Annotated in this window: 22 protein-coding genes; 10 read left to right on the top strand and 12 right to left on the bottom strand. The window is 67.7% G+C overall.

Annotated elements, in window-relative coordinates:
- The 6 genes from gspL to gspG form a co-directional block, all read right to left on the bottom strand.
- The coding region (gspL, locus tag QZM15_RS24065; protein ID WP_302107381.1) for a type II secretion system protein GspL at window positions 1–548 on the bottom strand (548 nt) is incomplete at its 3' end.
- A gap of 26 nt (window positions 549–574) precedes the next feature.
- Window positions 575–1684, bottom strand: a complete 1110-nt coding sequence (gene gspK / locus QZM15_RS24060; RefSeq protein ID WP_059580677.1) for a type II secretion system minor pseudopilin GspK — start codon at window positions 1682–1684, stop codon at window positions 575–577.
- A 2-nt stretch (window positions 1685–1686) separates the two neighbouring features.
- Window positions 1687–2376: a type II secretion system protein J gene (locus QZM15_RS24055; RefSeq protein ID WP_081075282.1), complete on the bottom strand. Its 690-nt coding sequence runs from the start codon at window positions 2374–2376 to the stop codon at window positions 1687–1689.
- Window positions 2354–2755, bottom strand: a complete 402-nt coding sequence (gspI, locus tag QZM15_RS24050; RefSeq protein ID WP_089464480.1) for a type II secretion system minor pseudopilin GspI — start codon at window positions 2753–2755, stop codon at window positions 2354–2356. Before gspI ends, QZM15_RS24055 begins: the two co-directional genes overlap by 23 nt.
- A 2-nt stretch (window positions 2756–2757) precedes the next feature.
- Complete coding sequence (locus QZM15_RS24045; RefSeq protein ID WP_089464411.1) at window positions 2758–3327, bottom strand: GspH/FimT family pseudopilin; 570 nt, start codon at window positions 3325–3327, stop codon at window positions 2758–2760.
- Between the two features lie 39 nt (window positions 3328–3366).
- Window positions 3367–3819, bottom strand: a complete 453-nt coding sequence (gspG, locus tag QZM15_RS24040; protein ID WP_027783126.1) for a type II secretion system major pseudopilin GspG — start codon at window positions 3817–3819, stop codon at window positions 3367–3369.
- Window positions 3820–3999: 180 nt separating this feature from the next.
- Between gspG and QZM15_RS24035 the strand changes: the two genes are divergently transcribed.
- A complete protein-coding gene (locus tag QZM15_RS24035) occupies window positions 4000–4410 on the top strand; it encodes a hypothetical protein (RefSeq protein WP_059638550.1) in 411 nt (136 codons plus the stop codon).
- Between the two features lie 36 nt (window positions 4411–4446).
- On the opposite strand, the gene gspF is transcribed toward QZM15_RS24035, so the two are convergent.
- Genes gspF through gspD form a run of 3 tightly spaced genes read right to left on the bottom strand, consistent with a single transcriptional unit; the run spans window position 4447 to window position 9507 of the window.
- Window positions 4447–5664: a type II secretion system inner membrane protein GspF gene (gene gspF / locus QZM15_RS24030; protein WP_059638548.1), complete on the bottom strand. Its 1218-nt coding sequence runs from the start codon at window positions 5662–5664 to the stop codon at window positions 4447–4449.
- 4 nt (window positions 5665–5668) lie between these two features.
- A complete protein-coding gene (gene gspE / locus QZM15_RS24025) occupies window positions 5669–7159 on the bottom strand; it encodes a type II secretion system ATPase GspE (RefSeq protein WP_316252109.1) in 1491 nt (496 codons plus the stop codon).
- 5 nt (window positions 7160–7164) lie between these two features.
- Window positions 7165–9507, bottom strand: a complete 2343-nt coding sequence (gene gspD, locus QZM15_RS24020) for a type II secretion system secretin GspD (RefSeq protein WP_060310251.1) — start codon at window positions 9505–9507, stop codon at window positions 7165–7167.
- 366 nt (window positions 9508–9873) lie between these two features.
- On the opposite strand from gspD, the gene QZM15_RS24015 reads away from it, so the two are divergent.
- A complete protein-coding gene (locus QZM15_RS24015; RefSeq protein WP_059638543.1) occupies window positions 9874–10368 on the top strand; it encodes a lytic transglycosylase domain-containing protein in 495 nt (164 codons plus the stop codon).
- Window positions 10369–10531: 163 nt separating this feature from the next.
- Complete coding sequence (locus QZM15_RS24010; protein WP_011694012.1) at window positions 10532–11845, top strand: GTP-binding protein; 1314 nt, start codon at window positions 10532–10534, stop codon at window positions 11843–11845.
- A 128-nt stretch (window positions 11846–11973) separates the two neighbouring features.
- Here QZM15_RS24010 and QZM15_RS24005 read toward each other — a convergent pair whose 3' ends face one another.
- Window positions 11974–12252, bottom strand: a complete 279-nt coding sequence (locus tag QZM15_RS24005; RefSeq protein WP_006401505.1) for an HU family DNA-binding protein — start codon at window positions 12250–12252, stop codon at window positions 11974–11976.
- A gap of 388 nt (window positions 12253–12640) precedes the next feature.
- Between QZM15_RS24005 and mnmC the strand changes: the two genes are divergently transcribed.
- The 7 genes from mnmC (at window position 12641) to QZM15_RS23970 (ending at window position 21541) form a co-directional block, all read left to right on the top strand.
- Complete coding sequence (gene mnmC / locus QZM15_RS24000) at window positions 12641–14611, top strand: bifunctional tRNA (5-methylaminomethyl-2-thiouridine)(34)-methyltransferase MnmD/FAD-dependent 5-carboxymethylaminomethyl-2-thiouridine(34) oxidoreductase MnmC (protein ID WP_302107380.1); 1971 nt, start codon at window positions 12641–12643, stop codon at window positions 14609–14611.
- 671 nt (window positions 14612–15282) lie between these two features.
- Complete coding sequence (locus QZM15_RS23995) at window positions 15283–16497, top strand: cation:proton antiporter (RefSeq protein ID WP_060008864.1); 1215 nt, start codon at window positions 15283–15285, stop codon at window positions 16495–16497.
- A gap of 14 nt (window positions 16498–16511) precedes the next feature.
- Window positions 16512–17627, top strand: coding sequence for a YbdK family carboxylate-amine ligase (locus QZM15_RS23990; RefSeq protein WP_059580447.1), 1116 nt, complete (start codon window positions 16512–16514; stop codon window positions 17625–17627).
- A 505-nt stretch (window positions 17628–18132) separates the two neighbouring features.
- Window positions 18133–18771: a MarR family winged helix-turn-helix transcriptional regulator gene (locus QZM15_RS23985; protein WP_059580449.1), complete on the top strand. Its 639-nt coding sequence runs from the start codon at window positions 18133–18135 to the stop codon at window positions 18769–18771.
- A 28-nt stretch (window positions 18772–18799) separates the two neighbouring features.
- Window positions 18800–19510, top strand: coding sequence for a glutamine amidotransferase (locus QZM15_RS23980; protein WP_302107379.1), 711 nt, complete (start codon window positions 18800–18802; stop codon window positions 19508–19510).
- 210 nt (window positions 19511–19720) lie between these two features.
- Entirely contained in the window at window positions 19721–20833 is a 1113-nt protein-coding gene (locus QZM15_RS23975) for an NADH:flavin oxidoreductase/NADH oxidase (protein ID WP_302107378.1), read from the top strand.
- A gap of 177 nt (window positions 20834–21010) precedes the next feature.
- Window positions 21011–21541, top strand: coding sequence for an SET domain-containing protein (locus QZM15_RS23970; RefSeq protein ID WP_059638532.1), 531 nt, complete (start codon window positions 21011–21013; stop codon window positions 21539–21541).
- Between the two features lie 158 nt (window positions 21542–21699).
- On the opposite strand, the gene QZM15_RS23965 is transcribed toward QZM15_RS23970, so the two are convergent.
- Both QZM15_RS23965 and QZM15_RS23960 read right to left on the bottom strand, forming a co-directional pair.
- Complete coding sequence (locus tag QZM15_RS23965) at window positions 21700–23184, bottom strand: sensor histidine kinase (RefSeq protein WP_059580457.1); 1485 nt, start codon at window positions 23182–23184, stop codon at window positions 21700–21702.
- 105 nt (window positions 23185–23289) lie between these two features.
- Window positions 23290–23982 (bottom strand): response regulator transcription factor, encoded by a 693-nt coding sequence (locus QZM15_RS23960; RefSeq protein ID WP_006401494.1) that lies wholly within the window; start codon window positions 23980–23982, stop codon window positions 23290–23292.
- Window positions 23983–23996 lie beyond the last annotated feature (14 nt).

The raw sequence follows: 23996 nt of genomic DNA, 5'->3' as shown, positions 1-23996 counted from the left end.
GTGGCCGGACGGGCGAGCGGCGCGGCGGCGTCCGCGGCGAGCGCGGCGGCGTCGATACCCTCACCGTCGGCCAGCGCCGCGGCGGATGCCGCTTCGGCCGGCGCGCGCGGCGCCGGCAGGCAGCGGGTCGCGGGCACGGCGCTCAGGTGCCGGTGGCCGGCCGCGGTGAACGCGTCGCAGATCGTGCGGAACCACGCGCGATCGACGACGGCCAGCACGCGGCGCCCGTCGGGCAGGGCGGCCGGATCGAGCGCGATGTGGCAGCCGAGCGGATCCTGGATCAACTGATCCTCGACGATGTTGGGCAGCGCCTGACGCAGCTTCGGCCCCTTCAGCGGCGGCACGGTCGCGGCCAGCAGCAGCACATCGCGCGCGGCGACGATCAGCACCGTTGCGTTCGCGCGCGGCAACAGCGCGAGCGCGGCGCGGCCCGCGCGCTGCACCTGGCCGGCCTTGTCGACGAGCATGAACGGCAGCTCGGGCCACTGCCATTCCTGCAGCGGCACGGCCGGCTCGCGCGGCGGCAAAGAAACAATCAACGTGCTCACAAGCGCTCCTCTCCCGATTGGCGTCGTTATAGCTGATCGCGGATGCGCACGATCCGCGTCGAGTGCGTGGTCGGATCACGATACACGAGCGAGGTACGGTCGACCTCCGCGCGTTCGTGCTGGATCCGGCCATGCACGATGAAATAGCTCGAATTGACGTCGACGAGGCTCGAGTCGATCGTCACGTTCGGCGGCGCGCCGGCGCCGCGCAGCGCGAGCTGCACGTCCCCGACGTTTCGGAAAAACACGGTCTCGCGGCGCGCGACGAGCGCCTGCGCGGACGACACGCTCATCCCCGGTATCAGCGCGGCGATCACTTCGGCCGGCGCGGTGTTCATGTTCACGGGCGTCGTGGTCGGCAGCACGGTGACGAACGGGCGCAGCCGCGCGACCATTTCGGGTGTCACGCCGTCGACGTCGAGCAGGCTGTCGACGCGCGTCATCATCAGCGGCGCGGGCCCGCGCTCGCCGCCGGCCATCCCGGGATCGTCGGTGAAGCCGCTGCCCTGCATGTCGCCGCTCGTCACCGGTGCGGTCGCGGCATTCGCCGCGGTGCCGCCGCCGCCGGGCAGGTTCGGCATCTGGAATCGCGTGGCCGAATGCAGCAGCCCCGCGCGCACCTGCAGCGCGATGCGCTTCGCGAAGGCACTGTCGTAGCCGAGCGTCGTCAGCAGGCGCTGGAACGCCTGCATCTGCGTGACGTTCAACTGCAGCACGCCGGGCGCCGGCGACGACACGAGGTTGCGCAGGTTGAACTTCGCCTGCGCGTCCTCGATCGAGCCGGACAGGTAGGTGTCGTCGCCGCCCGTCTCGTTGGGCGCGCCGATCCGGCCGAGGAAATCCGACAGCTTCGTCTTCGCGATCGGTACGCCCCAGATCCCGCCGAGATACGTGATGCCGGGCGCGGTGTCGCCTTCGGAGCGCAGGATCATTCGCGTCCAGTCGAGCGCGCCGCGCGCGACCCACTGTGCCTGCGCGATCACGCGCTGGTTCTCGATGCGGCGGATCTGCACCTGCTGGCGCCACAGCATCCCCGACACGAGGATCGCCGACAGCGCGACCACGAGCAGCGCGGTGATGATCGCCGCGCCGCGCTGGCGGCGGGCAGGCATTCGACGGAAAGGGCGCGCACGCATCGTCATTCCCCGACGAGGAAGATGCGCGTGACCGGCACGCGCAGCGACGTCGCGCCGATGCTGACCTGCAGCCCGGTCACCGCGCGCGCGGGCGGCGCGTTGCCGAGCTGCGGCACCTTGAGCGCGTCGTTGTTCTGCGCGAGCGCTTCGTCGGCCGTCTGCAGGTTGGTGGTCCAGCCCACGCGCGGCACGTACAGCTTCGCGTCGATCGCGCCGACGCCGCCCATCAGCGCGACCCAGCTCCAGCCTTCGACGCTGCTGTCCTTCAGCATCGTGCGCAGCCGGTTCGTGTCGTCGACCGGCGGCGACGCATAGCGCACGACGCGCCCGCCGGCGATCCGGTAGCGGACCACCTGCAGCCGCGGCGCGACGCCCGGCACGTCGAGCTCGCGCACGATCTGCAGCGTATTGCCGGCGACGCCGATCGCCGGCTGGCCGGCCTCGTCGTCGGTCGCGGCGAGCCGCGCGTCGATGCGCATCTGGTCGAACATCTGCGCGAACACGCGCTCGTCCTCCATCGCGGCGGCCACCTTGTCGCGGCCGCGCATGATCTGGTCGAGCCCGCGCCAGGCGAGGATCGCCACCACCGCGAGGATCGCGATCGCGATCATCAGCTCGATCAGCGTGAAGCCGCGGGCGGCACGGGCGGACGGGCGTCGCATCGGCGCGTCAGAGCGGACGGCTGGTTTCATTCGCGACCACCGTCACCATCTGCGCGAGCACGCCGGAACGGCCGGGCATGCTCACCGAAATCCGCACGCGCCGAAACACCGGGTTCGGCGTGGTGCTCACGCGCTGCGTGCAGACGAGCTGCACGTTGCCTTGCGAGCAGTCGAAACTCTGCTCGCCGACCTCCGGCCACGCATGCGTGAGCCGCAGTTGCGCGAGCGCGTTGTCGGCGCTCCAGCCGGCGAGCAGGCGGCGATGCAGGTCGGACGCATTGGTCGCCATCGTGCCGACCGCGCGGATCGACGCGGCGAGCGCGACCGCGATGATCGCGAGCGCGACCAGCACCTCGATCATCGTGAAGCCGCGGGCGGAAGAAACGGGGAAGGGCAGGCGACGACGCATCGTCATTGCACCTCGTAGCGGCCGTTGCCGGTGCCGACGATCGTCGCGCTGCCGGCGGCTGAATGCAGCGTCACGCGCACCGGCGTGTCGATGCTCTCGGTGCCGAACACGACGCGGTTCGCGCGCGTGTCCGACCCCGGGTAATCGATGTCCGCGCCCGTGACGCCGCCGTCCCAGTCGCGCGGGCGCAGCAGGTCGTCGCGCAGCGTGCGCCAGCCGTCGGGCGAGCTCACGTCGAACTGGAAACCGTGCGCGGTCGGCTGCCACGCGATCGGCCGCGCGCGCACCTGCGCCTCGTCGCCGGCCGTCTCGAACAGCAGCGCGATGCGCTGCGCTTCCTCGCGCAGGTCGGTGCGCGGATTACGCGTCAGCGACAGCGACGCGAGCGACACGAGCAGCCCCGCGATCACGAGCACGACCAGCATTTCGAGCAGCGTGAAACCGCGCGCGCGACGCCGCGCCGCGCGGGGCGTCGTCAAGCCGCCATCGGCGCCCGCCGGGACGGACGGCACCGCACCGCGATGCGCACGGCAATCGCGGCCGCAGCGGGAGGTCGTGCGAATGGCGAGCATGAAGAACGGGAATGAAACGTCGGGCCGATCAGCGCCGGCTCATTGCCACGAGCCGATGTCGGAGTCGTTGCTTTCGCCGCCTTCCTTGCCGTCGGCGCCGTAGCTGAACACGTCGATCTCGCCGTGCACGCCCGGGTTCAGGTACTTGTACCCGTTGCCCCACGGATCGTTCGGCAGGCGCTCGAGATAGCCGCCGTCCTTCCAGTTGTTCGGGATCGGATCGGTGGTCGGCTTCTGGATCAGCGCGTTCAGGCCCTGTTCCTGCGTCGGATAGCGGCCGTTGTCCAGACGGTACAGCTTGAGCGCCTGCATGATCGTGCCGATGTCCTGCTTCGCGGCGATGCGGCGCGCCTCGTCCGGGCGGCTCATGATCTTCGGCACGATCAGCGCCGCCAGGATCCCGAGGATCGCGACCACCACCATGATCTCGATCAGCGTGAAACCGCGCTGACGACGCACGGCCGCGTTGCGGCGAGTGATCCACGTTTGCATGACTGACTACCTCTTTCCAAAAAATGTCGTCGATTGAGTGACGCACCCGACAGGCATTCCGGAATGCCGGCCTGACGACAGGCTTCCGATACCCCGGGCGCGGAGCCCGCATTGTAAGGCGCGCATCGCCGAGGGCTTTCACCCAACGCAAATTTCACATACATCCGTACAATAGCGCGCATGAACGCGCTCTCGATCCGGATCCTTTCCCTCGCCCTCTTCGCGGGTTTGTGCGCGACGGCCACCTACTGGGTCGTCACGCTGTCGGCCCGCGAAGCGCCGCTGCCCGCCGCCGCCGCGCGGCTGCCGATCCGCACCGAGGACGCCGCCGCGCTCTTCGGCGGCCAGCTCGACAAGAATCCCGTCCAGGACATTCACCTGTTCGGCATTCTCGCGCTCGATCATGGCGGCGCCGCGATCGTCGGCATCGGCGGCGAACCGCCGCGCGCCGTGTCGCTCGGCGCGGAGCTCACCCCCGGCGCGAAGCTCGCCGAAGTGCGCAGCCGCTCGATCATCGTCGACCGCAACGGCGCGCGCGCCGAAGTCCAGCTCCCGGCGAACACGCCGTCCCCCGCGATCTACATGCGCTGACGGCCGCGGCCCGGCACGCGCGATCGGGCCGCCACGTCACTGCACCATGTTGTTCAGCTCGATGATCGGCAGCATCACGGCCAGCACGATCACGAGCACGATGCCGCCCATCGCGAGGATCAGCAGCGGCTCCAGCAGGCTCGTCAGGAACATCGTGCGGCGCTCCAGCTCGCGCGCCTCGCCTTCGGCCGCGCGATCCAGCATCGTCGTCACGTCGCCCGTCGCTTCACCCGAACGAATCAGGTGCACGAGCACCGGCGGAAACGTCTTCACGTTGTTCAGCGCGCGCGACAGCGCGGAGCCTTCGCGCACGCGCACGATCGCGTCGTCGATGTTCGCGCGCATCGCGCGGTTCGACAGCGTCTCGCCGGCCGCCTGCAACGCACGCAGGATCGGCACGCCGGCCGCGGTCAGAATGCCGAGCGTGCTCGCGAAGCGCACCGTGTTGTAGCCGCGCACGAGCTTGCCCGCGAGCGGCGCGGTCAGCACCCAGCGATCGAACGCGAGCCTGGGCCCGGCGCGCGACAGCGTCGCCTTCACGAACCACACGACGAGCGCGACCGCGATCAGGATCGCCCACCACCAGTGCCGCACGAATTCCGACAGCGCCATCATCACGACCGTGAGGATCGGCAACTGCTGCTTCGTGCTCGCGAACACGTTGACGACCTGCGGCACGACGTAGCTCAGCAGGAACGTGACGATGCCGAACGCGATCAGCGTGACGATGCCCGGATACGTGAACGCCAGCAGGATCTTCTGCTTGAGCGCATTGCTCTGCTCGATGTAATCGGCGAGGCGCGACAGCACGATGCCGAGCTTGCCGGTGTGCTCGCCGGCCGCGACCAGCGCGCGGTAGATCTCCGGAAAATCGCGCGGGTGCTGGCCCAGCGCATTCGCGAGCGAATGGCCGCCGAGCACTTCGGCGCGGATCGCGGCCATCAGTTCGCGGATGTAGTCGCGCTCGGCCTGCTCGGTCAGCACGCCGAGCGCCTCGTCGAGCGGCAGCCCCGCGATCAGCAGGCTCGCGAGCTGGCGCGTGAGAATCGCCTGTTCGCGCTGCGACAGCTTGCGGCCGAACGCGAGCCGCTGCGAACGCGCGCCGCGCGTGGCGCTCGCGGCCGGCTCGACGACGAGCGGCGTGAGCCCCTGCGTGCGCAACTGGCCGCGCGCGGCGCGCGCGCTGTCGGCATCGATCACGCCTTTCTGCGCGCGTCCCGCCGCATCGATTGCTTCGAAACGGAATGCCGGCATCGCGCTATGCGCCTCCCGTCACGCGCAGCACTTCCTCGAGCGACGTCGCGCCGGCCGCGAGCCAGCGCTCCGCGTCGTCGCGCAGCGTGCGCATGCCTTCCGCGCGGCCGGCGGCCAGGATCTCGGCATCGGCCGCGTTGCGGTGGATCAGCGCGCGGATCGACTCGTCGACCAGCAGCAGTTCGTAGACGCCGCGCCGGCCCGAATACCCCGAATGCCCGCACTTGTCGCAGCCGACCGGATGCCACACGGTACGGCCTTCCTCGTGCCGTTCTTCCTTGCAGACCGGGCAGAGCTGGCGCACGAGGCGCTGCGCGAGCACGCCGAGCAGCGACGAAGCGAGCAGGTACGGCTCGACGCCCATGTCTGTCAGACGCGTGACGGCGGACGCCGCGTCGTTCGTGTGCAGCGTCGCGAGCACGAGGTGGCCCGTCAGCGACGCCTGCACCGCGATCTGCGCGGTTTCGAGGTCGCGGATTTCGCCGATCATGATCACGTCCGGGTCCTGTCGCAGGATCGAGCGCAGCGCACGGGCAAAAGTCATCCCGATCCGCTCGTTCACCTGCGTCTGGCCGATGCCGGCGAGATCGTATTCGATCGGGTCCTCGACGGTCATGATGTTGGTCGTCGCGGTTTCGAGCCGCGACATCGACGCGTACAGCGTGGTCGTCTTGCCCGATCCGGTCGGGCCGGTGACGAGCACGATGCCGTGCGGGCGGCCGATCAGCTTGTCGAACTGGACGAGCGTATCGCGGCCCATCCCGAGCGCTTCGAGGTTCAGGCGCTGCGCGTCCTTTTCCAGCAGACGCAGCACCGCGCGCTCGCCGTGCCCGGTCGGCAGCGTCGACACCCGCACGTCGACCGGCCGGCCGCCGACGCGCAGCGTGATGCGGCCGTCCTGCGGCAGGCGCTTCTCCGCGATGTCGAGCTGCGCCATGATCTTGATCCGCGAGATCAGCGCGCCGTGCAGCGCCTTCTTCGGGCGCACGACGTCGCGCAGCGTGCCGTCGACGCGAAAGCGCACCACCGACGCATTCTCGAACGGCTCGATGTGAATGTCGGATGCCTGTTCGCGGGCCGCTTGCGTGAGCAGCGCATTGATCATCCGGATGATCGGCGCGTCGTCTTCCGATTCGAGCAGATCCTCGACTTCGGGGATGTCCTGCATCAGCCGCGACAGGTCGACTTCGCCTTCGACCTCGCCGACCACCTGCGCGGCGCTGCCGTCCTGGCGCGCGTAGGCCTGGTTGATCGCCTGCGCGAGTTCGTCGGCCGGCACGCGGTGCACGGCGATCGAGCCGAAGTTGCGCGCGATCTCCGCGAGCGCGGCGTCGCTCGTGCGTTCGCTGATCCACACCTCGAGCGTGTCGTCGAGCTGATGCGCGATCAGCACCTGGCCGCTCTTCGCGAAGCCGTACGGCAGCAGGCGCGCGGCCAGCGGCGACGGCGGCTGGCGCTCGCCCGGCGCGCCGTCGTGGGCGGAGGACGCGAGCACGTCGCTCACTGCGAGGCTCCCGGCGCGGTGGTCAGCGGCTGTTGCGGCACCGCCTGCTGCGGCACGCTTTGCGGCTGCGCGGGCGTCGCTTCGGGCAACGGCTGCGCCGGCACGGGCGCGACCTGGCGCTGCAACTGCTGCCGGCGCATCTTGTCGAGATCGAACAGGTTGCCGGCCGGCGTGCCGCCCTGGCTCGGGCCCAGCGGCATCGGCGGGACGACCGGGTCGTCCTTGTCGCGGATCACGTTGTTGTCCGACTTGTACGCGCCCGTCACGCCCTGGATGTAGTCGTAGCGGTTCGCGGTGACTTCCTGCGCGGTGCTGCGATCGGAAATGATCACCGGGCGCAGGAACACCATCAGGTTGGTTTTCGCGCGCTGCTTCGATTCCGAGCGGAACAACTGGCCGATCCACGGGATGTCGCCGAGCAGCGGCACCTTGCTGTTCGACACCTGGTAGTTGTCCTGCATCAGGCCGCCGAGCACGATGATCTCGCCGTTGTCGGCCAGGATCGTCGACTGGATCGAGCGTTTCGTGAAGGTCGGCCCGGTCTGCGCGTTGGTGGTGCCGCTGACGACCGCCGAATCCTCCGTGTAGAGCTGCAGCTTGAGAATCCCGCCGTCGGTGATCTGCGGCTTCACGTGCAGCGTCAAGCCGACGTCGCGCCGGTCGTAGGTATTGAATGCGTTGCTCGTCGTACCGCTCGTCAGGTTCGAATACGAGCCGGTCGCGATCGGCACGTTCTGGCCGACGACGATCTTCGCTTCCTCGTTGTCGAGCGTGATCAGGTTCGGCGTCGACAGCACGTTCGCGTCGCTCACGCCCGCGAAATACTGCAGCAGCGCGCCGAGCCCCTGCACGCCGAACATGTTGTGCAGCCAGCCGATGTTGAGCCCCTGGCTCAGCGAGCCGAGGTTGGAGGCCAGCCCGCCGCCGGTGATCCCGCCGGCGGCGTTGGTCACGCCGCCCGCCGTCAGGTTGATGATGCTGTTGCCCAGCCCCAGCCCGGGGTTCAGGTTCGTGCCGCCGAGAAACTGGCCGCTCGCGACCTGCCACTGGATGCCGAGGTTGCCCTGCGTCGTCGAGTTCAGCTCGACGATCAGCGCTTCGATATAGACCTGCGCGCGCCGCGCGTCGAGCTGGTCGATCACCGAGCGCAGATTCCGGTAAACCGGATCGGACGCGGTGATGATCAGCGAATTGGTGGCCGAGTCGGCCTGGATCATCCCGCCCGGCTGGTTGTCGTCGCCGCTCTTGTCCTTGTCGCCGCCGAGGAGGCCGCCGGTGCCAAGGCCGCCGCCGGACGAGCCGCCGCCATACGCGGACGAGGACGACGAACCGCCGAGGCCGCCGGACGGCAGCGGCGGCGTGCCCGACGTGCCGGTCGAGAAGTTGCCGCTCGACGACGAGCCGCCGTTCTGGTTGAAGCTGTTCGCATCGTTGGACGACGCCGACGAGCCGCTGTCGTTGCCGCCCTTGCCGAGCATCCCGCGCAGCGTCTTCGCGAGCTTCACCGCATCGGCGTTGCGCAGCGGCACGACGTGCATGTTGCCGGGCACCGCGCTCGGCGCATCGAGCTGCTGCACGAGGCGCTTCGCGGCTGCGAGGCGCGACGCGCTCGACGCACGCAGCAGCAGCGCGTTGGTGCGCGGGTCGGCCGTGACCGATACCTTCAGCGTGGCGTCGCTGTTGCCGATCGCGCCCGGGTCGAGCATTTTCTGCAGTTGCGCGGCGAGGTCGATCGCGTTCGCGTTGCGCAGCGGCACGACCTGCACCTGCGCGCCCGCGGCGCTGTCGACGCCTGCGATGATCTGCGCGATGCGGCGCACGTTGTCCGCATAGTCGGTCACGACGATCGTGTTGTTCGCCGGGTAGGCCGTCACCGTGTTGTTCGGCGAGATCAGCGGCCGCAGCACGGGCAGCAGGTTGTTCGCCGATTCGTTGCGAAGCTCGAACACCTGCGTGATCACCTGGTCGCCGCGCGCCTGCGGCGCGTTGCCGATGTAGGTCGGCACGCCCTGCAGCTTCGCGTCGGCTTCCGGCACGACCTTCAGCACGCCGTGATCCTGCACGAGCGCGAAGCCCTGCATGCGCAGCGCGGACTGCAGCGTCTTCAGCGCCTGGTCTTCCGGCACCGGCCGTTCGGCCACGAGGTTGAGCTGACCCTTCACACGCGGGTCGACGATGATGGTCTTGCCGGTCGCGGCGCCGATCGCTTTCGCGACCTGGTCGATGTCCGCATTCACGAAGTTGAGCGTGACCTGAGCGTAGGCGGCCTGCGAGACGATGATGCCGGCCACGAGCAGGGTCGTGGCAACACGCCGCATAACGAAGCGATTTCTTGTCATGGATAAATGGGTCGATGCCGGCTCAGGCCACTTCCGGCGGTAGTGCTGAGATCCAAGTCCGAAAAGGGCGACATTAGCAGTTTTTCATGTCCGAAATATCACATTGATCCGAAGACTGTCTCACATACGACATGCGTGCGGTAAATCGTATGCAATATGTAAGGATCGGCGCAACCCTTCGCGCGGCGGCCCTCACGCTTTTTGCGATGAGCCGAGACGAAAATACGGTATAACCGGGCTGCCGTATTCCTGCCTGTCGCAATTCGACGGTCTGCCGGTATGATACGGGCGGCACGTTTCTCGTCGCACTAATAACACGCACGGGTTTTCCCGAGCTTCGCGCCATTCCTTTTCGTTTTTCGCACGATGAACAGACGGTTCGCTTCGATCGCGTTGATCGCCGCTGGCACATGGTTCGCCAGCGGCAACGCGCGCGCGGATTGTTTCGACGAAGCGGCCAGGTATCAGCAGGTCAATCCGCTGATCCTGCGCGCGATCGCCTGGCAGGAGTCGCGCAACCGGCCCGATGCGCTGAACAAGAACACGAACGGCTCGGTCGACTACGGCCTGATGCAGATCAATTCGATCCACCTGCCGACGCTGTCGCGCTACGGGATCGGCCGCGACACGCTGATGGAGCCGTGCAAGAACGTGTACATCGCCGCGTGGCATCTCAAACAGAAGATGAACCGCTACGGCAACACGTGGCAGGCGGTCGGCGCCTATCATTCGGAAACGCCGTCGCTGCGCGACAAGTACGCGCGGCAGATCGCCGGCATCCTCGCGCAATGGAAGCTGCTGCCGCCCGTGCAGACGACTCAGTCCACTCAGGCCGCGCAGACCACTCAGTCCGCTCAGTGATTCCGCGCCGCGTCGCCGGCCGATGCCGGCCGGCGCCGGGCCGGCCGCGCGCGTTTGATGCACAATGCGGGCTGACGCCGCCGTTTCGCCCGTGCGCGGGCCGATCGCGCCCCGCCAGGGCGCCGCGGCCGCTTTTTCATCTTTTCCGTTGGTGCAAATCATCATGAATCCGGCAATGAAACAGCCGTTGCCCGTCACCGTGCTGTCCGGCTTCCTCGGCGCCGGCAAGACCACGCTGCTCAACCACGTGCTCGCGAACCGCGCGGGCCTGAAAGTCGCGGTGATCGTCAACGATCTCGCGGCGGTCAACATCGATGCGTCGCTCGTGCGCGATGCGCAGGCGCTGTCGCACGTCGAGGAGCGCCTCGTCGAAATGTCGAACGGCTGCATCTGCTGCACGCTGCGCGACGATCTGCTCGTCGAGATCCGCAACCTCGCATCCGAAGGCCGCTTCGACGCGATCATGATCGAATCGACCGGCATCGCGGAGCCGATGCCGATCGCCGAAACGTTCACGTTCGTCGACGACGACGGCGCGTCGCTGTCGGCCATCGCGCGGCTCGACACGCTCGTCACCGTGGTCGACGCGTACAACTTCCTGCGCGACTACGGCTCCGACGACGCGCTCGCGACGCGCGGCATCGCCGCGTCGGAAGACGACGACCGCACGCTCGTCGAACTGCTGATCGAGCAGATCGAATTCTGCGACGTGCTGGTGATCAACAAGGCCGACCTCGTCGGCGCGGACGATCTCGCGCGCCTGCAGCACATCCTCGCGCGCCTGAATCCGCGCGCGCATCAGGTCGTATCGACGTTCGGCAACGTGCCGCTCGACGAAGTGCTGAACACCGGCCGCTTCGATTTCGACGAAGCCGCGAATGCGCCGGGCTGGCTCGCGTCGCTCGATCACGATCACACGCATTGCGACGATCCCGACTGCCATGACGACCATCATGCGCACGTGCACGGCGAAGCCGACGAATTCGGGATCGGCAATTTTGTTTACCGCGCGCGCCGTCCGTTTCACCCGGCACGGCTATGGGCGCTGCTGCACCAGGAGTGGCCGGGCGTGCTGCGCAGCAAGGGTTTCTTCTGGCTCGCGACGCGCAACGACATCGCCGGTTCGCTGTCGCAGGCGGGCGGCGTATGCCGGCATGGCCCGGCGGGTTTGTGGTGGGCGGCGCAGGATCGCGCGGAATGGCCGGACGACGACGAGCTGCTCGCCGAAATCCGCACCGAATGGCTCGGCGATCTCGACGATCGCACGGTCGGCGATCGCCGGCAGGAACTCGTGCTGATCGGCATCGCGCTCGACGCCGATGCATGGCGTGCGAAACTCGATGCGTGCCTGCTCACCGATGCGGAGTTCGCGCTCGGCGCGGCGGGATGGGCCGCGTTCGACGATCCGTTCCCGGCGTGGGACGTCGATTCCCACGACGACGACGATCACGGCGACACGCAGATCGTGCATGCGTGATCGCGTGGTAACGGCTTGTAAAAGTAACCGTTAACTTTTGCAAGAGCGGCGCGAACTGTGGCGAAAATGCCGCGCGCGCCCAACAAAAAACCCGCCGAGAGGCGGGTTTTTCTGGAACAGGCGCGGGTTTAACGCTTGTTGACGGCGTCCTTGAACGCCTTGCCGGCCGTGAACTTGACCGTCTTGGCTGCCGGGATCTTGATGGTTTCGCCCGTCTTCGGGTTGCGGCCCGTACGTGCTGCGCGCTTGCCCGAACCGAAGCTGCCGAAGCCGATCAGCTGAACCGCATCACCCTTCGACACGGCCTTCTTGATGACTTCGAGCAGCGTGTCCAGCGTTTCGCCGGTTTGAGCCTTGCTGGCGCCCGTTTGGGCGGCGACGGCGTCGATCAGTTCCTGTTTGTTCATTAAGGTTCCTTTATCAGGTTAGGTTGACACGAACAGCGCGAACGCGCCGATTATACGTGCGCGAACCGTGCCGTCGAGAGTCAGACTCCGACGACACAGCGCCGAATCCTGGCCCGCGCGACGCGCCCTCCGGCTTGCCGGCGGCCACCCCGCGGTACGGCGTTGCTATGATAGCGCAGCGCAAACCCAATAACGACAAGGGTTTCAAAGATTTTCATCGGTATTTCGCCGAATGAATCGTCGATTGACCGTTTTTTGACCTGCGCCAACCGGACGGGATGCGCAGCGCGGTCCGCCCGAGCGTCGCGCCGTTGCCCCTTTCCAACGGCCGCTCGGACGGCCGCCCGCAATCCCTTGCCAGGCTTGGCTGCCACGTTTTTTGTTTCGCATGCCCGACCGACTTGTTCCCGCCACGTTCGCCGTTCGCGACGACGGCACGCTCGTCTCGCCCGAGTTCGGCGACATCTATCACAACGTCGCGGGCGCGCTCGCGCAGGCGCGCTACGTGTTCATCGCCGGCAACGGGCTGCCGGCGCGCTGGCAAGGCCGCCGCACGTTCACGATCGTCGAGACGGGGTTCGGCGCGGGCGCCAACTTCCTCGCGACCTGGGCCGCGTGGCGCGACGATCCCGCGCGCTGCGAGCGGCTGCACTTCGTCTCGTTCGAGAAGCACCCGTTTTCGCGCGACGACCTGCGCCGCGCGCTTTCCCATATCGTTGCGAACACAACGATCTCGGCGGAAGCCGCCTTGCTGGCCGACGCGTGGCCGATGCTCGTGCCGGGTCTGCACCGGCTCGAGTTCGACGCGGGACGGGTCGTATTGACGCTCGGTTTCGGCGACGCGTGCGCGTTGCTGCCAAAACTCGTCGCGCGCGCCGATGCGTTCTATCCGGACGGCTTCGCGCCGGCGAAAAATGCGGATCTCTGGTCGGTCGACGTGTTCCGCGCACTCGCGCGCGTCGCCGCGGAAGAGGCCACCTTCGCGACCTACTCGAGCGCGGGCATGGTGAAAAAAGCGCTCGTCGAAACGGGATTCACGTATCGCAAGATGCCCGGGCTCGCCGGCAAGTATGCGATGCTCGTCGGCGAATATGCGCCGCGCTGGCGCTCGCGCCGGCACGAGCCGCCACGCGCGCTGCCCGTCGCGACGCGCCGCGCGATCGTGATCGGCGCGGGCCTCGCCGGCTGCGCGGTGGTCGAACGCCTGGCCGCGCGCGGCTGGGACGTGACGCTGATCGAACGGCACGAACGAATCGCCAGCGAAGCATCGGGTAATCCGGCCGGCGTATTCCATCCGCTGATGACGCGCGACGACAACGTCGCGAGCCGGCTCACGCGCAGCGGCTTCCTGCACGCGATCGCACGCTGGCGCGCGCTCGAACACGCGGGCCATGCGTTCGCACGCAGCACGCACGGGATGATCCATCTCGCCGAATCGGCCGACGACTTCGCGCGGATGCGCGACGCGTTCGAGGCGTTTGGCGCGCCGTCCGACTACGTGACGCTGCTCGACGCCGACGCCGCGCGCGCACACCTGAACCTGTCGGTCGCGCACGGTGGCCTGCTGTTTCCGCACGGCGGCGCCGTCTGGCCGGCTGGGCTGTGCGCCGCGCAATATGCGGCGGCCGGCGAGCGCGTGCGCCTGCTCGCGTCCACCCGCGTCGCACGGCTCGAACGGCGGGGCGACACCTGGCATGCGCTCGATGAGACAGGCGCCACGCTGGCCGACGCGCCCGTCGTCGTGCTCGCGAACGCGGGCGACGCCGCGCGTCTTGCCGGGCTCCAGCATGTCGCGCTGCAACCGGTGCGCGGCCAGCTCACGCTGCTGCCGCCGGGCACGACGGCGCCGCTACCGTGCCCCGCGATCGGCGACGGCTACGCGGTCCCGCTCGACGACGGCACGCTGCTGATCGGCGCCACGTTCGAACCCGACGATACCGATCCCGCGATGCGCGCGGCCGGCCATGCCGAAAACCTCGAGCGCGTGCGGCGCCTGCTGCCGGGCCTGATCGGCGAGGTGCCGGATCCCGCCACGCTGCGCGGCCGCGTGGCGTTCCGCTGGGTCGTCGGCGACCGCCTGCCGCTCGTCGGCCCGCTCGCCGACGAAGCGCAGGCCACCGCGAACGCACGCGCGCTGGCCGGTGCGCAGGCGCGCGACCTGCCGCGCCTGCCCGGGCTCTACGGCGCATTCGGCTTCGGCTCGCGCGGCCTCGTGTGGGCGGCGCTCGGCGCCGAGCTGATCGCCTCGCAACTCGAGGGCGAGCCCTGGCCGCTCGAGCGCGAACTCGCCGACGCGGTCGATCCCGCCCGCTTCCTGATCCGCGCACTGCGCGCCCGCCGCGTGGGCTCGGCCGGCTGACCGATCGCGCACCTTCTTCACAGTTTCCCGATTTTTCCGTGCAAGGTTATCCACGCGACGCTGTGGATAACCGCGTGGAATCCGTACGCACTTCGTGTGCAATCACAGTGGACGTAAACTGGGCAACTCGGCACAGCTGTGCGGCGGCCCGAAAGTTGCTCAACTCAAATGCCTGTGCACGAACAGCCTGTGCAACCGGTTATGGTTTCGCCAACCCATTGATCCGCCGATGTAAACCGGAGTTATCCACAGAACTGTGCGTCCTTTGTTAACTTCTACTACGTATATATACAGGTAAACCTTTGAAACCAAAGACCTGCGGTGCCGCACAGCGCCGCGAGTCGATTCAATCGGTTCCGGAGCGAAAAAGCTGTGGCACAATCGGTTTCCTTCGCGTTCGTTCGGCCAGGCGCCGGACATGCTTCAATGGAACGGTCGGCACGGTTTCGAATCTGAATCTTCGGGACTGCGCAGTCCGTTCACACACCAGGCCGACAATCCAGATCGGCAACCTGAACGACGTTCCGCCCTGTGGTGGAACAGGCGGATCCCATGTACCGCCGTCGTCGAGCACAACAATCACATTCGGGGCGATACCCAGCCGGCGCGCATCCATTCCTGTCGCTTGACCCGCGTCGCTGGCGGTTGCTTCCAAAGGAGAAGTCACCACGATGAAGTCGGCGTTCTCATTCCTGCCCAACTGGCCGCTCGCGCCGGATGCCGTGTTCTGGGCCGGGCTCGCGCTGTTCGCAGCCGGCCTGTGCGGCGAGCTGTGCTATCGCGCGTGGCGCCTGCCGCGCATCACCGGCTATGCCGTGATCGGCCTGATCGCCGGTTCGTTCGGATTCGGCGTGATCGACACCAGCACCGACGAAACGTCGCGGCTGCTGATGGACGTCGCGCTCGGCCTGCTGCTGTTCGAGCTCGGCAGCCGCCTCGACCTGCGCTGGATCCGGCGCAATCCGTGGCTCGTCGCGTCGAGCCTCGCGGAAGCCACGCTCACGTTCGTGCTCGTGCTGTTCGTGATGCTCGCGCTCGGCGTATCGGGAATGGTCGCGCTCGTGCTGTCGGCGATCGCGATTGCCACATCGCCGTCGATGGTGATCCAGCTCAAGACGGAACTGCGCGCGGAAGGGCAGGTGTCGCAACGCCTGATCACGCTCACCGCGCTCAACAGCGTGTACGCGATCGTGCTGACCAAGCTCGTGACGAGCTGGCTGCACCAGGAAGCGTACGGCAACGTTTTCGCGACGATCCTGCAACCCGTCTACCTGATCGCCGGTTCGTTCATCGTCGCGTATCTGGTCGCGCGTTCGTGCAATTACCTGTTCCGCCACATGACCGCGACGATGCGCGACGAGCATTCGTTCGTCGCGCTGTTCGGGCTCGTGATGCTCGCGATCGCCGTCGCGCAGGCGCTGAAGCTGTCGACGCTGCTCACGCTGCTGCTCGCCGGCATCATCGTGAAGAACCTCGAGGCGCGCCCGCAGCTGTGGCCCGAGCACTTCGGCACGGCCGGCTGGCTGCTGACGGTGGTGCTGTTCGTGCTGACGCTCACGTCGTTTACGTGGGGCGACATCGCGCTCGGCGGCCTGCTCGCGATCGTGCTGATCGTCACGCGGCTCGCCGCGAAGCTGGCCGGCGTCGTCGCGTTCGCGAAGCCGAGCGGCCTCGGGATGAAGCAGGGCGTCGCGCTCGGCATCGCGCTCACGCCGATGTCCGCGCTGTCGTACCTGCTCGTCGACGATACCTACCAGCTCTATCCGAATTTCGACCCGCACCTGCGCGCGATCGTGATGTGCTCGATCGTGATCCTGCAGCTCGTCAGCCCGTTCGTCGTCTACCGCTGCCTGTCGGCCGTCGGCGAACGCAGCGACAGCAACTGATTCCGGAACCTGCCATGGCACTCGAAACCTTCGTCAATTCCGAGCCGTTCACGTTCGGCGTCGAACTGGAGATCCAGGTCGTCAACACGCACAACTACGACCTGACCAAAGCGGCCTCCGACCTGATGCGCCTGATCCAGGCCGAAACTTTCCCGGGCAACATCACGCCGGAAATCACCGAAAGCATGATCGAGTTGTCGACCGGCATCTGCCATTCGCACGAGCAGGCCGTCAGCGAGCTGCATGCGATCCGCGACGTGCTCGTGAAGGCGGCCGACCAGCTCAACGTCGGGCTGGCCGGCGGCGGCACGCATGCGTTCCAGCAATGGAGCGACCGGCAGATCTACGATGCGCCGCGCTTTCAGTACATCTCCGAGCTGTACGGCTATCTCGCGAAGCAGTTCACCGTGTTCGGCCAGCATGTGCACATCGGCTGCCCCGATCCCGACAGCGCGCTGTTCCTGCTGCACTCGATGTCGCGCTTCATTCCGCACTTCATCGCGCTGTCCGCGTCGTCGCCGTTCGTGCAGAACGTCGACACGGGCTTCCATTCGGCGCGCCTGAATTCGGTGTTCGCGTTCCCGCTGTCGGGCCGCGCGCCGTTCGTGCTGACCTGGGACAGCTTCGAGGAGTACTTCACGAAGATGGTGAACACGGGCGTCGTCAATTCGATGAAGGACTTCTACTGGGACATCCGGCCGAAGCCCGGCTACGGCACGATCGAGGTGCGCGTGATGGACACGCCGCTGTCGGTCGATCGCGCGGCGGCGATCGCCTGCTACATCCAGACGCTCGCACGCTACCTGCTGACCGACCGGCCGCTGAAGCTGTCGGAGGACGATTACCTCGTCTACACGTTCAACCGTTTCGAAGCGTGCCGCTTCGGGCTCGAGGGCACCTGCGTGAATCCTCAGACGGGCGAGCGCCGCACGATCGCGGAAGACATCCTCGACACGCTCGACCGGATCGCGCCGCATGCGGCGGCCCTCGGTTCGCGCGCGGCGCTCGACGAGATCGGCGCGCTCGCGAAGGCACGCGTGAACGACGCATCGTGGTTGAGAACCGTTTTCAAACAGGAAAAATCGCTGAACGAGACGGTCCGGCAGCAGTGCTTACGTTGGCGTGAGTGAAAATATGTTTTGCAGATTGCAGGATCGACCGCGCCGCGATTCGCTGAACGGCAGTCCGCGCCGGGTCGGCCCGCAATCGTCGGCAGGCCTCCTGAAAATCTGTGGATAACCGGATATTCCGCTGCAAAGTCAACGCTCTGCGGGCGGGATAACCCGGTGGATCATCACCGTGCGGCCGATGGCCGATCCGGACAGGACAAGGTCGGCGCGCCCCGTCTCGCGGGCGCGCGACATTGCGCGCACAACGAAAAATTACGGTTATTCAGCGATTTTCCACAGCGCGCAGGGGATAACTTAGCTGTGCGATTTTCCGCTCTCGCTTAGAATGTCGGCTTTGCGGACGCCGGAACGATGCGTGTCTCTCCGGTCGCCGCGAACGCGACCGCCGCGTGTGCCTCGCGACGGCCGTGTCGACGCACTCGACAGAGCGCGTCTGTTTTGAGATAGATTCGATCTCCACACTACGGCCGCTCGGCCAACCGGGCGGCGGCAAAGCGAAAAGACTATGAGCGAAGGCGTTTACGGGAACCAGGCTGCGGGACGTGTGACCCATAGCCTGCTGCGGTTGAGCACGGCCATGCGGAGCGAGGCATGGGATTGGGCGGAAGGCGCCGGCCTCACGCCGACGCAGGGCGAGATTCTCGTGCTGCTGCTGCAGCGCAAGGGCCCGATGCGGCTCGGCGAGATCGCGCGCGAGACGCAGCTCACCGCGGCCACCACGAGCGATGCGGTCAGCACGCTCGAGACGAAGGGGCTCGTCGAAAAGCGCCGTGCGCTGGACGACGGCCGGGCACTGGCCGTGCGCCTGTCGGCGCGTGGCCGTACGGCCGCGAAGAAGGCGCTGCAATGGCCTGAATTCCTGACGAAGGCGGTCGGCAAGCTCGGCGCGGACGAGCAGGGCACGCTGTATCGCGCGCTGCTGAAGACGCTGCGCGAACTGCAGGTGGCCGGCGCGACGCCGCCGCAGCGCATGTGCCTGACGTGCAGCCACTTTCAGCCGGGCAAGCCGTCGAAGAAGACGGTGCATCACTGCGCAGTGCTCGACATCGCGATGTCCGACAGCGATCTGCGTCTCGACTGCTCGGTGCAGGAAGAGGCCGACGCGGCGACGCAGAAGAAGACCTGGAAGATTTTCGCCGGCTGACGTCCGTCGATCGACCGGGAGGCCGATGATGAACGCTGAAGTCGTGGCGATCCGCCACGTGCATTTCGAGGATCTCGGGAGCTTCGAGCAGGTGCTCGGCGAACGCGGTCGACGGGTGCGCTATGTCGATGTCGGATCGTCGCGGGTCGAGGTGCTCGACGTGCTCGAGCCGTCGCTGCTCGTCGTGCTCGGCGGGCCGCTCAGCGTGTACGACGATGCGCAGTACCCGTCGATCGCGCCGCTCCTGGCGCTCGTGCGCCAGCGCATCGACGCGGGGCTGCCGATCCTCGGCATCTGCCTCGGCGCGCAGTTCATCGCACGGGCGCTCGGCGCGCGCGTCTATCCGGCCGCGCAGCACGAACTCGGCTGGGTGCCGCTGACGCTCACCGACGCCGGCCGTGCATCGCCGCTGCGCCATCTCGACGGCGCGACGACATCGATGCTGCACTGGCATGGCGATACGTTCGACCTGCCGGGCGGTGCGATCCATCTCGCGTCCACACCGGCCTGTCGCCACCAGGCGTTCGCCTGGGGGCAGCACGTGCTGGCGCTGCAATGTCATCCCGAGATCCGTACCGATCGCTTCGAACCGTGGCTGATCGCGAACGCCGGCGAAATCGCCGCGACGCCCGGCGTCGACGCGCGCCGGTTGCGCGCCGATACCGCGCAGCACGGCCCCGCGCTCGAGACGGCCGCGCGCCGCATGTTCGCCGACTGGCTCGACAGCGTCGGGCTCTGACGCCGCGGGCGACCCCGCTCGCGGCAAAGCGCTGGCCCGGCCTGCATGCGGTGCGGGCCGGCGCATCGCCGTACACCGCACGTTCTCCGCACCGTCGGCATCCGGCCGGCCGTACCTGACCATCCGCTTACTGCCGAGCACGCCGTCTGCACGCTTCGAGCCTGCGTGCTACGCTCGTCCGCTCTTTCCCTTTCCTGGCGAGCGGCTTCCATGACTGCGCTGTTTTCTCCGTTCACGCTGCGCGGCGTGACCCTTCCGAACCGGATCGTGATTTCGCCGATGTGCCAGTACTCGGCCGAACGCGGCGAAGCGACCGACTGGCACATGATTCATCTCGGCCATCTCGCGCTGTCGGGTGCGGGGCTGCTGTGCATCGAAGCGACCGCGGTGGAACCCGACGGACGCATCACGCATGGCGACCTCGGCCTGTGGGACGACGTGACCGAAGCCGCGCTGAAGCCGGTGCTGGCCGCGATCCGCAAGCATTCGCCGATCCGCATCGCGATGCAGTTGTCGCACGCGGGGCGCAAGGCGTCGAGCGCGGCGCCGTGGGAGGGCGGTCAGCTCGTGCCGGTCGCCGACGGTGGCTGGCTGCCGCACGGCCCGTCGGCCGTGCCGCACAAGGACGGCGAGACGCCGCCGCTCGCGCTCGATGCGGCGGGCCTGAACCGCATTCGCGACGCGTTCGCGGCGTCGGCCAGACGGGCTGCGCGGCTCGGCATCGACGCGATCGAAGTGCACGCGGCGCACGGCTACCTGCTGCATCAGTTCCTGTCGCCGCTCGCGAACCGGCGCACCGACGAATACGGCGGCTCGCGCGAAAACCGGATGCGGTTTCCGCTGGAGATCTTCGAGATCGTGCGCGCCGCGTTTCCGGAAGACCGGCCGGTCGGCGTGCGCGTGTCCGCGACCGACTGGGTCGAAGGCGGCTGGGAGCTAGACGATACGATTGCCTTCGCGCACGAACTGAAGCGCCGCGGGTGCGACTGGATCGACGTGTCGTCCGGCGGCGTGTCGCCGCTGCAGAAGATTCCGCTGTCGCCCGGCTACCAGGTGCCGTTCGCGCAGGCGGTGAAGCGGGCGGTTGGCATGCCGACGATCGCGGTCGGCCTGATCAACGAACCCGCGCATGCGAACCGGCTGATCGAGGCCGGCGATGCCGATTTTGTCGCGATGGCGCGCGCGATGCTGTACGACCCGCGCTGGCCGTGGCACGCGGCGGCCGAGCTCGGCGCGCAGGTGACGGCGCCGCCGCAGTACTGGCGCTCGCAGCCGCGCGAGCACAAGGCGCTGTTCGGCGACGTCTCGTTCGGCCAGCGCTGAGTACATCGCGCAATATTGCGCGCGATGTTGAACGAAGCAATCGTGAACGTGTAGGATGCGGGTGATTCGCCGCCTCCCCCGACGCGGCACCGACCGGTGCCGCGTTTTCGTTTGGCGCGGCGCCCGGCCGCGATCGCGGCCGCTTCCGTTCAAGTCGTCTTCACAAGGATTGGTTCGATGAGTTCACGCAGGATCGCGGTGCGCCGCTCGGGAGTACACGGCAAGGGCGTGTTTGCCGTGGCGCCGATCAAGGCCGGCGAGCGCGTAGTGGAATACAAGGGCGAGCGAATCTCGTGGAAGGAAGCGCTGCGCCGTCATCCGCACGACCCGAGCGAGCCGAATCATACGTTCTACTTCGCACTCGATGAAGGCGGCGTGATCGATGGCAAGGTCGACGGCAACAGCGCGCGATGGATCAATCATTCGTGCGCGCCGAACTGCGAGGCCGAGGAAGTCAAGGGCCGCGTATACATCCACGCGCTGCGCGACATCGGGCCGGAAGAGGAGCTGTTCTACGACTATGGCCTCGTGATCGACGCGAAGCTGACGAAGAAGCTCAAGCGCGAATACGCGTGCCACTGCGGCGCCGAGTCGTGCCGCGGCACGTTGCTCGCGACGTCCGACGAAGGCGGGAAGAAGAAAAAGAAGAAGGACAAGAAGGACGGCAAGTCCACCTCCGGGTCGAAGGACAAGAAGAACAGGAAGTGATGCAGGCGGCAGCGCATCGCGCGCTGCCGCCGTCGTTTCAGCCGACGGTTGCCGCGTCATGGCGGCCCGTCGTCCGCTTTCCGCCTTTCCATTCCTTTCCGGCGCGCGGCCCGAGCAACGGGCCGGCGGTTGCCCGCCGCGAATCGACCGGTGATCGTTCAGTGCGTCGGCGCCGCGGCCGGCGTTTCGCTGGCCGGTTTTTCCGTGCGCGCGGCGAGCGGCACCCTCACCACGAAGCGCGAGCCGCCTTCCGATGCATCCTCGTACGACACGGTGCCGCCGTGCATCGCGATGATGTCGTGCACGATCGCGAGCCCGAGCCCGGCGCCCGTTTCAACGCCGTTGCCGCTTTGCGCGTCGCCGCGGAAAAAGCGCTTGAACAGGTCGGCCTGCTGATTCGCGGGCACGCCCGGGCCGTTGTCCTCGACCACGATCTCCGCGGCCGGCTGGCCGTCGTCGAGCGTACCGCGCGCGACGTTGACGGTGATCCGCGCGCCGTCCGGCCGCGCGAGCGGCACGTACTTCAGCGCGTTGTCGAGCAGGTTCGCGATCACCTCGCGCAACAGAACGGGGTTGCCGCGCACGTTCAGCTTCTCGTCGTCGCCCGGGTCGTCGCTGCGCTGGAAGCCGAGGTCGACATGCGATGCGAGCGCGCGCGGCACCCATTCGGCACCTGTCTCGAACGCCATCGCCGCGAGATCGACATCGACGAAGCGGGCGGCCTGTTCGCCCGGCTCGGCACGCGCGAGCGACAGCAGCTGGTTGGAGAGCCGCACCGCGCGGTCGGCGGCCGCGCGCAGCTCGCGCACCGCGGCGAAGGTCTGCTGCGGATCACGCGCGACGGCCGCCTGCTCGGCATGCAGCTTCACCGCGGTGAGCGGCGTGCGCAGCTGGTGCGCGGCATCGGCGATGAACTTGCGCTGCGCGTCGAGCGCGGTCTTCAGCCGGCCGAGCAGCGCGTTCATCGCGCTCGTCAGCGGCCGGATCTCCAGCGGCACGTCGGTTTCGTCCACGGGCTCCAGCGACGTGTGGGTCTGCCGGTTCAGCGAATCGGCGAGATGCGTGAGCGGGCCCAGCTGCTGGTTCACGACGCGCCATACGATGCCCCAGCCCGCGAGCAGCAGCAGCAGCAACGGCATCATGATCGCGACGAGGAATTCGGCCGCGATCCGGTAGCGGTGCCGTACCGGCTGAGCGACTTCGACGACCATCGGCTTGCCGCCCTCGACGTCGTCGACGCGCACCTGCGCGACCCGCACCGCGCGGTTGTCGTACTCGGCCTCGAACACGTACGCGTGATGCATGCGGCGCACGTTGATGCCCTGCAGCGGCAGCTTCGGGTCGCCGGCGAGTTCCTGCTCGCCGTCGCTGATCCGGTAGATCAGCGCTTCGGCGGGATCGGAGAACATCGCCTGCGCGAGCGGCGGCACCGTGAACGGCGCGTCCGGGCCGGCGATCTGGATCTGTTTGGAGATGGCGGTCGCGAGATCGGCGAGCGAGCGGTCGATCACGTGCTGCGTGTATTGCCACGCGAGCCAGTAGGCGATCAGGCCGCTCATCAGCGCGAGCATCGACAGCGGGGCGGCGAGGCGCCGGAGCAGCGAGCGGCGCAGGCTGGTGGTCACAGCCGGATCAGAAGACATTTCGACGGGCAAATGGATAAGCGCCGCTCACGGAGAGCGGCGCGGTCGTGCGCCGGGCGGCGATGCGGAGCCGTCCGCACGCGGCCGGCCGGCGCGCGGCGTCGCTCAGACGCTCGCGGTCTGGCGGATTTCCTGCAGCAGGTAGCCGAAGCCGCGCACCGTGACGATTTCGACCCGGCACTGCTCGAGTTTCTTGCGTACGCGATGCACGTAGACTTCGATCGCGGTGTCGCCGAGATCGCCGCCGAAGTGCGTGAGGTGATCCTGCAACTGGGCCTTGCTGACGACGCGGCCGTGACGCAGCAGCAGCATTTCCAGCACCGCGAATTCGCGCGGCGACAGTTCGAGCGGCTTGTCGTCGTTGAAGATGCGGCGGTCGACACCCGACAGGCGGACGCCGCCGAGCGACACTTCCGGACGCGGCATGTCGCTGTGCGGGCCGCTGCGGCGCATCACCGCGCGGATGCGCGCTTCGAGCTCGGCCGGCTCGAACGGCTTGAGCATGTAGTCGTCGGCGCCCGAGTTCAGGCCCTGGATCCGGTCGTTCAGCTCGTCGCGCGCGGTCAGCACGATCACCGGCGTGTGGCGGTTGGTCTGGCGAAAGCGCGTGAGCAGCGTCATCCCGTCGATGCCCGGCAGGCCGAGGTCGAGGATCACGAGTTCGTGGCGATTCTGTGCCAGCGCCTGTTCGGCAAAAATGCCGTCATGCACCATGTCGACGGTGAAGCCAGCCTGCTCGAGGCTGCTCTGGATACCGCGTGCGATGGGGCGGTCGTCTTCGATCAGAAGGAGTCGCATGAAGTTCGCTCAAG

The organism is Burkholderia sp. AU44665, from assembly GCF_030504405.1.
GTDB lineage: Bacteria > Pseudomonadota > Gammaproteobacteria > Burkholderiales > Burkholderiaceae > Burkholderia > Burkholderia semiarida.
This window is presented reverse-complemented; position numbering and strand designations above follow the sequence as displayed.